The 10,281-nt window shown below is 66.9% G+C and carries 6 protein-coding genes, 3 pseudogenes and 1 riboswitch; of the genes and pseudogenes, 4 read left to right on the top strand and 5 right to left on the bottom strand.

The features are described from left to right. Positions 1-64: 64 nt before the first annotated feature. The 3 genes and pseudogenes from JCM9942_RS05970 to acs all read right to left on the bottom strand — a co-directional run bounded on the left by JCM9942_RS05970 (position 65) and on the right by acs (position 3,613). A pseudogene (locus JCM9942_RS05970) lies at positions 65-648 on the bottom strand (manganese efflux pump MntP). 7 nt (positions 649-655) lie between these two features. Beyond that, a riboswitch (yybP-ykoY riboswitch) is annotated at positions 656-815 on the bottom strand. A 63-nt stretch (positions 816-878) separates the two neighbouring features. Further along, the gene (locus JCM9942_RS05965; protein WP_054658387.1) at positions 879-1,544 is read right to left on the bottom strand and encodes a response regulator transcription factor; all 666 of its coding nucleotides are present in this window, start codon (positions 1,542-1,544) and stop codon (positions 879-881) included. A gap of 125 nt (positions 1,545-1,669) precedes the next feature. Beyond that, positions 1,670-3,613 carry an acetate--CoA ligase gene (gene acs / locus JCM9942_RS05960; protein WP_054658385.1) on the bottom strand — a complete coding sequence of 648 codons (1,944 nt, stop codon included), beginning with the start codon at positions 3,611-3,613 and terminating at the stop codon, positions 1,670-1,672. Positions 3,614-3,925: 312 nt separating this feature from the next. On the opposite strand from acs, the gene JCM9942_RS05955 reads away from it, so the two are divergent. The 4 genes and pseudogenes from JCM9942_RS05955 (at position 3,926) to JCM9942_RS05940 (ending at position 8,944) form a co-directional block, all read left to right on the top strand. After that, the gene (locus JCM9942_RS05955) at positions 3,926-5,242 is read left to right on the top strand and encodes a DcaP family trimeric outer membrane transporter (RefSeq protein WP_256202313.1); all 1,317 of its coding nucleotides are present in this window, start codon (positions 3,926-3,928) and stop codon (positions 5,240-5,242) included. A gap of 150 nt (positions 5,243-5,392) precedes the next feature. Next, on the top strand, positions 5,393-5,710 hold the full coding sequence (locus tag JCM9942_RS05950; RefSeq protein ID WP_054658381.1) for a DUF485 domain-containing protein: 318 nt from the start codon (positions 5,393-5,395) through the stop codon (positions 5,708-5,710). Further along, positions 5,707-7,427: pseudogene (locus tag JCM9942_RS05945) on the top strand (cation acetate symporter). The gene JCM9942_RS05950 and the pseudogene JCM9942_RS05945 overlap by 4 nt, the downstream one beginning before the upstream one ends. 102 nt (positions 7,428-7,529) lie before the next feature. After that, positions 7,530-8,944: pseudogene (locus JCM9942_RS05940) on the top strand (coniferyl aldehyde dehydrogenase). A gap of 108 nt (positions 8,945-9,052) precedes the next feature. Here JCM9942_RS05940 and JCM9942_RS05935 read toward each other — a convergent pair. Both JCM9942_RS05935 and JCM9942_RS05930 read right to left on the bottom strand, forming a co-directional pair. Further along, positions 9,053-9,895: an acid phosphatase gene (locus JCM9942_RS05935; RefSeq protein WP_054658379.1), complete on the bottom strand. Its 843-nt coding sequence runs from the start codon at positions 9,893-9,895 to the stop codon at positions 9,053-9,055. A gap of 10 nt (positions 9,896-9,905) precedes the next feature. After that, the coding region (locus JCM9942_RS05930; protein WP_304941118.1) for a transaldolase family protein at positions 9,906-10,281 on the bottom strand (376 nt) is incomplete at its 5' end.

Below are 10,281 nucleotides of genomic sequence, written 5' to 3'. Positions count from 1 at the left end.
TTCCTCACCGCCCTGCACGAGCCGCGCCGCAAGTAGCCGGCGCGGATCGTTCCCACCTGACGGCTCAGGCCGCGCCGCCCAGGTGCTGGTAGAGGATCGAGCTGCCGATCACGATCAGGATCACGCCGCCGATGATCTCGCGCGTTTGCCGGCCAGTGCGCCCAGCACGCGGCCGAGCATGATGCCCAGCGTCACCATGGTCAGGGTGCACAGGCCGATCACCAGCGCGACCACGCCGATATGCACATCCAGGAATGCCAGACCCACGCCGATGGCCATCGCGTCGATGCTGGTGGCAAAGCCGGTGGCGGCCAGTGCCCAGAAACCGTGCCGCGCCTTGCCGCTTTCCGGGCTGCCGGCGTCCTCCCCGTCATCGGGTTTGAGCCCGGCCACGATCATGTGCACGCCGAGCACACCGAGCAGGCCGAACGCGATCCAGTGGTCGAAGGCTTCCACATACTGCGAGGCGGCGCGGCCGAGCAGCCAGCCGATGACCGGGGTGATGGCTTCGATCACGCCGAAGATCAGGCCGGCGCGCAAGGCATCGGGCAGGCGCGGTTTGCGCATCGCCGCACCTTTGCCGACCGCCGCGGCAAAGGCATCGGTGGACATGGCAAAGCCGATGAGAACAATCGAAAGAGGGGACATCTGGATTACCTGGTCGGGCGGACACGAACGACCCGCGTGGCGCCCAACCGTCGTTGCGCACGCAGGCCGCTGGTCTCGCCAACCGGATCTGGCTGCCCACGCCACGGCGCACTGGCCGAGTATGTTGACGTGGGCGCTTCCATTGCTGGAAGCAGGCTACTCCCCAAGGGAGCGCGGATTGTAGCAGCCCGGGGACCGGACCGGCTCTGTCAGGGCGTGTGCCGGACCCCTCAGTCCTCTTCCGGCGGCAGCACGATGCTGTCGTCGTCGATGGCCAGCTTGCCGGCCATCAGCACCGCCTGGGTGCGGTTGGTGACGCCGAGTTTGCGCAGGATCGCGGTGACATGGGCCTTGATGGTGGCTTCGGACACGCCCAGATCGTAGGCGATCTGCTTGTTCAGGCGGCCGACGCCGAGCATCTGCAACACCCGGAACTGCTGCGGGGTGAGCTCGCGCAGGCGCTGGCCGACCTCGCGCTCCTCGTTCGGCGTGGGCGGCACGTTGTGCGCCTCGGCCGGCGCCCAGCGCTCGCCGTCCAGGATCGTGCCCAGCGCGTGGCCGATGGTGTCCGAGTCGGCGGATTTGGGAATGAAACCGAATGCGCCGTGGTCCAGCGCGCGGCGCATCACCGTGGGCTCCTCGCGGGCGGATACCACCACGATCGGCAGCTGTGGATGCAACGCGCGCAGGTGCACCAGCGCGTTGAAGCCCTGCGCGCCGGGCATGTTCAGATCCATCAGCACCAGGTCGGCATCGGGATGCTGTTCGGCCAGCGCGTACAGCGCTTCCACGCTGTCGGCCTCCAGCAGCTGCACGCCGGCAATGATCCGTTGCACCGCGCCCTTGAGGGCTTCGCGGAACAGGGGATGGTCATCGGCGATCAGGAGGGTGGGCATGTAAGGTCCAATGCGTGGGAAGGGGCGCCCTTCCGGTGGAACAGGATAACGGCAGGGCATACCGGTCCACGCCCTCCGCGCGGACCGACAGCCGGCGCACCGCGGCGCGCCGGCATGGTCGAACGTCACTTCACTTTGCGTTCTTCCACCAGCGAGGCCACGACCGAGGGATCGGCCAGGGTGGAGGTGTCGCCCAGCTGGTCCGGCGCGTTCTCGGCGATCTTGCGCAGGATGCGGCGCATGATCTTGCCCGAGCGGGTCTTGGGCAGACCCGGCGCCCATTGCAGGTGGTCCGGTGCGGCGATCGGGCCGATCTCCTTGCGCACCCACACCACCAGTTCCTTGAGCAGCTCCTCGGTCTGCGCCTCGCCCGCCACCAGGGTGACGTAGGCGTAGATGCCCTGGCCCTTGATGTCGTGCGGGAAACCGACCACGGCCGCCTCGGCCACCTTCGGATGGCTGACCAGCGCGCTTTCGACCTCGGCGGTGCCGATGCGGTGGCCGGAGACGTTGATCACGTCATCGACGCGGCCGGTGATCCAGTAGTAGCCGTCGGCGTCGCGACGGCAGCCGTCGCCGGTGAAGTAGCTGCCCGGGTAGGTGCGGAAGTAGGTGTCGATGAAGCGCTGGTGGTCGCCGTAGACGCTGCGCATCTGCCCCGGCCACGAGTCGCGGATGATCAGGTTGCCTTCGGCCGCGCCGTGCTGGATTTCGCCGTCGGCATTGACCAGTGCCGGCTGCACGCCGAAGAACGGCAGCGTGGCCGAGCCCGGCTTCAGGTCGATCGCGCCGGGCAGCGGCGAGATCAGGATGCCGCCGGTTTCGGTCTGCCACCAGGTATCCACGATCGGGCAGCGCGCATCGCCCACCACCTCGTAGTACCAGCGCCAGGCTTCGGGATTGATCGGCTCGCCGACACTGCCGAGCAGGCGCAGGCTCTTGCGCGAGGTGCGCTTGACCGGTGCCTCGCCCTCGCGCATCAGCGCACGGATCGCCGTCGGCGCGGTGTAGAAGATGGTGACCTGGTGCTTGTCGATCACCTCCCAGAAACGCGAGGTATCGGGGTAGTTCGGCACGCCTTCGAACATCACCGAGGTGGCGCCGTTGGCCAGCGGGCCGTAGACGATATAGCTGTGGCCGGTGACCCAGCCCACGTCGGCGGTGCACCAGTAGATGTCGTCCTCGCGCAGGTCGAACACCGCTTCATGGGTGTAGGCCGCGTACAGCAGGTAGCCGGCGCTGGTGTGCAGCACGCCCTTGGGTTTGCCAGTGGAGCCGGAGGTGTAGAGGATGAACAGCGGATCTTCGGCGTTCATGCGCTCCGGTTCGCACACCGCCGGCTGGGTATCGACCACGTCGTGGAACCAGCGGTCGCGCGGGGCCTGCATGTCCACCGCCGCGCCGGTATGGCGCACCACCAGCACGGTTTCCACCGTGTGGGTGCCCGGCAGCTTCAGCGCGGCGTCGACGTTGGCTTTGAGCGGCACCTTCTTGCCACCGCGCAGGCCTTCATCGGCGGTGATGATCAGCTTGCTGCCGCAGTCACCGACGCGGTCGGCGATGGAGTTGGCGGCAAAGCCACCGAACACCACCGAGTGGATCGCACCGACGCGGGCGCAGGCCAGCATCGCCACGGCGGCATCGACGATCATCGGCAGATAGATGGTGACGCGGTCGCCCTTCTTGATGCCCAGCGCACGCAGCGCGTTGCCCAGGCGGCACACGCGTTCGTACAGCTCGCGGTAGCTGACCTTCTGCGCCGGGCTGTCCGGGCTGTCGGGTTCGAACAGCAGCGCGGTCTTGTCGCCGCGGGTAGCCAGCTGCCGGTCCAGGCAGTTCACGCTGACGTTGAGTTCGCCGTCCTCGAACCACTTGATGCGGAAATCATCAAGCTGGTAGCTGACGTTCTTGATCTTGGTCGGCTTTACAAACCAGTCCAGGCGCTCGGCGGCCTTGGCCCAGAACACGTCGGGGTTTTCCACCGATTCGCGGTACAGCTGCTGGTACGTGTTCTTGTCGATCCGCGCCTTCGCGGCGAATGCGGGATCAACGGGATAAACATCAGTCATGGCAACCCTCACCTTTGCACTTGTAACCAATGGGGGGAGCTGTGTTTGTGGCACAGCCGGAACTTCCCAAGTGTGCCGCATACGCTCCATCACGCGCTGCCCCCCGGGTTAGACGATGGTCGAATACGGCGCCGGGTTCGACTAATGGCGAATAGCCGGGCGTCTTGCTTGCCGCGCACGCTGGCTGCGACCGTGCAACTGGTGGCGGCCGCCGCCCGCCTGGAGAGAGGCTGATCCGATGAATCGACACATGTTGAAAACCGTCCGCCGCCCGCTGCTGCCGCGCTGTTTCTCGCGCTGGTTGCGCCGGGTGTGGCCTTTGCGGAAACGGCCAGGGAAAAAGCGCTCGAAGCGCGCGTGGCCGAACTTGAACGGCAGGTGCAGCTGCTGGTATCCACCCAGCAGCAACAGCAGGGGGCGATCACGCAGACGCAGAGCGAGGTGCAGCAGGTGCGCACCGTGCAGGCCGAACGCGCCGCCACACCGGCGCTGCCGCCCGGCAAGCAGCCGATCCAGGTCACCAGCATCACCCCGGGCGCCACGCCCGGCACCACGTTCAAGTTCGGCGGCTTCATCAAGGCCGACTTCCTGGCCACCCAGACCGGGGATGGCCAGCTGGCCGACGATGCCACCGGCCGTGCGCTGTACCTGCCCGGGCAGACTCCAGTGCAGGGCGCCGGCGGCTCGGGCGAGCGCTCGGACATGGACTACAACGCCCATGCCAAGTTCTCGCGTTTCAACCTCGGTGTGGACCATGTGGCCGACAACGGCGACAAGGCCGGCGCGCTGGTGGAGATGGACTTCTTCGGCAATGCGCTGGGCAACCAGACCGCCACCAACACCTATGGGGTGACCCTGCGGCACGCCTACATGTACTGGAACAACTGGCTGGCCGGCCAGACCTGGTCCAACTTCATGGACGCCGCGTCGATTCCCGAAGCGGTGGATTTCGTCGGCCCGACCGATGGCGTGCTGTTCGTGCGCCAGGCGCAGGTGCGCTACACCAAGGGCGGGCTGAGCGTGGCGCTGGAGAATCCGGAAACCACGCTGATCGGCGCGCCCAATTCCGATCGCGGCTCGGTGCCGGACCTGACCGTGCGCTACGGCTGGAAAGGCGACTGGGGCACGTTCGGAGTGGCCGGTCTTTTGCGCCAGCTGAAAGTGGACAACCAGGTCACCGGCGCCGATGCCAGCAAGATCGCCGGCGGCCTGACCCTGGGCGGCAAGTGGGTGATGGCCGACAGCGACAGCCTGCACTACCAGCTCACCGGTGGCGAAGGCATCGCCCGCTATGTCGGCCTGGGCATCACCGCCGACAGTGCCTATGACGCGGCGCGCGACGAACTCGATCTCACCGGTGTGCTGGCCGGTTACGTGGGCTGGCGCCATGCGTTCTCGCCGCAGCTGCGCACCAACCTGATCTACGCCCGCAGCGACTACGACAACGACGCGACGATCACCGGGCCGCTGGTGACCAAGAGCGTGCAGTCCATCCGCGGCAATGTGTTCTACACCCCGATGCCCAAGGTGGATATCGGTGCCGAGCTGATGTACGGCGTGCGCGAGATCGAGGACGGCCGCAAGGGCGACATCCGCCGCGTGCAGTTCACCACCAAGTACAGCTTCTGACCCCTCCGGTACCGGCGGTGCAGTGTCGCCGGTACCGCGTCCGAAAACGCAGTACGCCTCTCTCCCTACCCCCACGGGGAGCACTCATGTCGCAGCGACAGCGCGTTGGCGCGTTGTGGCCGCGGTATTCCCTTCCTCCGGAGAATCAAAATGACTGCTTCCGCCGATCCCCGTGTAGAGCGGATCGCCTCCAACCCCAAATACCAACGGCTGCGCAGCACGCGCAACAAGCTGGGTTGGACCCTGACCATCGTGATGCTGCTGGCCTACTACGGTTATATCGGCCTGATCGCCTTCGACAAGGCCTTCCTGGCCACGCCGATCGGCGCCGGCAAGATCACCACCGTCGGCATTCCGATCGCCTTGGGCCTGATGGTGTTCACCATCCTGATCACCGGCTTCTACGTGCGCCGTGCCAACAGGGAATTCGACAAGTTGACTGAACAGATCATGGAGGAAGCACAATGACCTACTCCGTCCTGCGATCCGGCGCCCTGCTCGGTCTGCTGATCGCCAGCGGTGCGGCCATGGCCGCCGGGGGCGACATCGGCCAGACCGTGCGCCAGCCGACCAACTGGACCGCGATCATCATGTTCGCGACCTTCGTGGTGTTCACGCTTGGCATCACCAAGTGGGCCGCGGGCCGCACCAAGTCCGCGTCCGACTTCTACACCGCCGGTGGCGGCATCACCGGTTTCCAGAACGGCCTGGCCATTGCCGGTGACTACATGTCGGCCGCCTCGTTCCTGGGCATCACCGCCGCGGTGATGACCAACGGGTATGACGGCCTGATCTACGCGCTGGGCTTCCTGGTCGGTTGGCCGATCCTGACGTTCCTGATGGCTGAGCGCCTGCGCAACCTGGGCCGCTTCACCTTCGCCGACGTCGCCGGCTACCGCTTCCAGGCAAAACCCATCCGCATGTTCGCCGCCTCCGGCACGCTGGTGGTGGTGCTGTTCTACCTGATCGCGCAGATGGTGGGCGCCGGTGCGCTGATCAAGCTGCTGTTTGGCCTGGACTACTGGGTCGCGGTGGCGCTGGTGGGCGTGTTGATGATGGTCTATGTGCTGTTCGGTGGCATGACCGCCACCACCTGGGTGCAGATCATCAAGGCCTGCCTGCTGCTGTCCGGCGTCACCTTCATGGCGGTGATGGTGATGTGGCACTTCAACTTCAGTTTCGAGGCGCTGTTCAGCGAGGCGGTGCGGGTCAAGACCCAGATCGCGGCCAACAGCGGCAAGAGCGCGGAGGAAGCGGCCAGTACCGGCCTGGCGATCATGGGCCCGGGTGGCTTCGTCAAGGATCCGATCTCGGCCATCTCCTTCGGCATGGCTTGATGTTCGGTACCGCGGGCCTGCCGCATATCCTGATGCGCTTCTTCACCGTTCCCGATGCCAAGCAGGCCCGCAAATCGGTGCTGTGGGCAACCACCTGGATCGGTTACTTCTACATCCTGATCTTCATCATCGGTTTCGGCGCCATCGCACTGGTACTGACCAATCCCGAGTACGCCGATCCGGTCACCGGCACCATCCAGGGCGGCCCGAACATGGCCGCGGTGCTGGTTGGCAAGGCGGTGGGCGGCAACCTGTTCATGGGCTTCATCTCCGCGGTGGCCTTCGCCACGATCCTGGCGGTGGTCGCCGGCCTGACCCTGTCCGGTGCCTCGGCGGTGTCGCATGACCTGTACGCGACGGTGATCATGAAGGGCAGGCCGCCCGCAGGCACGGAACTGCGTGTCTCGCGTGTCACCACCCTGGTGCTGGGCGTGATCGCGGTGCTGCTGGGGATCGTGTTCGAGAAGCAGAACGTGGCCTTCATGGTGTCGCTGGCCTTCGCCATCGCCGCCTCGGCCAACTTCCCGGTGCTGCTGCTGTCGCTGCTGTGGAAGGATTGCACCACCCGCGGCGCGGTCATTGGCGGTTCGCTCGGTCTGGCCTCGTCGCTGATCCTGACCCTGCTCTCGCCGTCGGTGTGGGTCGACACGCTGGGCAATCCGGCCGGCAGCGCGCCGTTCCCGTACACCAGCCCGGCGCTGTTCTCGATGACCATCGCCTTTGTCAGCATCTGGCTGTTCTCGATCACCGACAAGAGCAAGAACGCACAGGCCGAACGTGCCGCCTATCCGGCCCAGCAGGTGCGTGCCGAAACCGGCATCGGCGCCAGCAAGGCGTCCTCGCACTGAGGTTCCGGCAGTGATGGCCAAGGGCCGCCCGGCGACGGGCGGCCCTTTTTTTTGTGCGACGCACTCTGGTTTACAGTGGCCGCTGACCTTGGGGAGGTTGTGATGGATTCGCCCGGCGACGTACAGACCACATTGACCCAGACCCTGGCGCAGTTGCGCCAGGCCTGGTTGCGGCAGCGGCCCGACTACCGCCAGCGTCGTGATGACCTGTGCCGGCTGCGCGCGGTGTTCAAGACCCGCATCGGCGCGATGAGCGAGGCCATCGCCGCCGATTTCGGCCACCGCTCGCACCATGAGTCGGTGATCGCCGATGGCATGACGGTCACCGGCGAGATCGATCACCTGCTTGCGCACCTGCGCGGCTGGATGAAGCCCGAGCGGGTCGGCGTGGGTTGGCGCTTCTGGCCGGCGCGGGCGCAGGTGCGGCCGCTGCCGGTGGGCGTGGTCGGGGTGATCTCGCCGTGGAACTATCCGGTCAACCTGGCGCTGGTGCCGTTGGCCACGGCCATCGCCGCCGGCAACCACGTGCTGCTCAAGCCCTCCGAACACACGCCGCAGACTTCGGCGTTCCTGCAGTCGCTGCTGGCCGAGGTGTTTCCGCCCGAGCGGGTGCGTGTGGTGCAGGGCGATGCCACCGTGGCCGCTGCGTTTTCGGCCCTGCCGCTGGACCATCTGGTGTTCACCGGCTCCACCGCGGTCGGCCGCAAGGTGATGGCCGCCGCCGCGCAGCATCTGACTCCGCTGACGCTGGAGCTGGGCGGCAAGTCGCCGGCGATCATCGCCGCGGACTATCCGCTGGAGACGGCCGCCGCGCGCCTGGCCACCGGCAAATGGTTCAACGCCGGACAGACCTGCATCGCCCCGGACTATGTGCTCATCGATGAAGCGCGCGTGGCCGCGCTGGTGACGGCGCTGCGCGCGCAGGTGCGCCAGCGCTACGGTGACTTCAGTGACCCGCGTGACTACAGCCGCATCATCAACGACGCGCAGTACCAGCGCCTGCACGGCTATGTCTGCGATGCGCGTGCGTGCGGTGCGCAGGTGGTGGAACTGGCGATGATCGATGGCGAGCGCGCCCGCCGCGAGCGGCTGTTCCCGCCGACGCTGATCCTCCAGCCCGGCGATGACACGCAGGTGATGCAGGAGGAGATCTTCGGGCCGATCCTGCCGATCCGCAGCTACCGCACGCTGGAGGAGGCCATCGCCATGATCAACGGCCGCGATCGCCCGCTGGCGCTGTATCCCTTCAGCCATGAGCGGGCCACGGTGGAGACGATCCTCGGCCAGACCCTGGCCGGCGGCGTCACCGTCAACGATGCCTTGCTGCATTTTGCGATCAACGGCCTGCCGTTCGGCGGCATCGGCGCCAGCGGCATGGGCGCCTACCATGCAGGGCCGGCTTCGATGCGATGAGCAAGCGGCTGCCGGTACTTTGGCAGAGCCGGCGCGCCGGCAGCGATCTGCTGCGTCCGCCCTACCGCAAGGTGGCGCGCTTCATCGACCTGATCTCGCGCTGAGGCGTCTGGCGGTTAGAAAAAGCCGCGACCGGTCGCGGTGGAGTCTGCGTACGGTCGCGGTGTGCCGGGTGGGGGAGAGTCCGGTCGGCAGCGAAACACCTAAAGAAATCAGTGCGCGGTAACCGGCAGCGGCTGCGCCAACGCGGCCGCCTCGGCCGCGCAGTTCGCAGGGGGAGCCGGATTGCGGGCGCGCAGTGCCGCCAGTTCGCTCCGCGCCGCGTCCATATCGGTGCGGAAGCGGGCATCGGCATGCAGACGGGCAACCACCGCCGAGCCCATCAAGCGGCCCGACAGCACATCGCTGTGCCAATGCACATTGCACACCAGCCGGCTTTCACCGTAGCTGCGGCCACGCGCCAGGATGGCGTCGATGCGATCAGGCGCCAGCTCGGCCAGGATCAGCGCCCACGCCCAGCCGATGGAGGTATGCCCGGAAGGGTAGGAACCGTTCTCGGCCAGACCGGCTTCCTTGTCCGGCGTGCAGGTGGACTCACCGTTGGCCACGAACGGACGGGTGCGGTTGTAGTGGTGCTTGGCGGCGTCGCTGACCACGGCGGCATCGGTGCGGGTACGCCGCAGCAGGCCGTACAGGCGCGGCGTGGTCTGTTCGCTGACGTCGGTGCCGATGGCGCAGGCGAAGATCGATGCCGCCGCCGGGAACTGCAGGTTGGCATCGGCAATGGCCTGCTCCCAACGCGGGGTGCCGCGCAGATTGCGGGCCAGGTTGACCTGCTCATCGAGCGCGAACGCGGCCGAGCCGGCTGCCGGTGGTGGTGGCAGCAGCGCGATGCTGTCGGGCAGCTGTGCTGTTTCCAGATAGCCCTGGGCAACGCCGGGGCGGATCTCCGGCACGCTGAAGGAAGACGCCGGGTCGGTGGCGCAGGCGCTACCCAGCGCGCACAGACCGAGGGCGATGATGCGGGAAAGCGGACCACGGATACGCAGGGACATGGCAATAACCTCAGGCAAGACGCAGGGCAATCATCTGCCGCAGCGCATTCAGATCTTTGGCGAAAGCATCAATACCGGTGGCCAGCTTTTCGGTGGCCATCGGATCGGCGGCCAGATCGGCGTCGAACCGGGCCTGGTCGATCGCGGCGGCATTCACCGCTTCCGCAGCACCAGCAACCAGCTTGCGCGGCAGCTCGCCGAAATCGGCGCCCAGCGTTTCCAGCAGGTCCGGCGAGATGGTCAGACGGTCGCAACCGGCCAGCGCCTCGATCTGTGCGGTGGAGCGGAACGAGGCGCCCATCACCACGGTCGGCGAGCCGCGGCGCTTGAACTCGGCGTAGACGCCGCGCACGAACTTCACGCCCGGGTCCTCGTCGATGCTGGCT

It is taken from the genome of Stenotrophomonas pictorum JCM 9942, from assembly GCF_001310775.1.
GTDB classification, from domain to species: Bacteria; Pseudomonadota; Gammaproteobacteria; order Xanthomonadales; family Xanthomonadaceae; genus Stenotrophomonas; species Stenotrophomonas pictorum.
The sequence above is the reverse complement of the archived record's forward strand: the minus strand, read 5'-3'. Positions and strand labels throughout refer to the sequence as shown.

Excerpts from the sequence above, each read along its gene's own strand:
- JCM9942_RS05950 (WP_054658381.1), top strand. The coding sequence starts at position 5,393 with ATGACTGCTTCCGCCGATCCCCGTGTAGAGCGGATCGCCTCCAACCCC.
- JCM9942_RS05965 (WP_054658387.1), bottom strand. The coding sequence starts at position 1,544 with ATGCCCACCCTCCTGATCGCCGATGACCATCCCCTGTTCCGCGAAGCC.
- acs (WP_054658385.1), bottom strand. The coding sequence starts at position 3,613 with ATGACTGATGTTTATCCCGTTGATCCCGCATTCGCCGCGAAGGCGCGG.
- JCM9942_RS05935 (WP_054658379.1), bottom strand. The coding sequence starts at position 9,895 with ATGTCCCTGCGTATCCGTGGTCCGCTTTCCCGCATCATCGCCCTCGGT.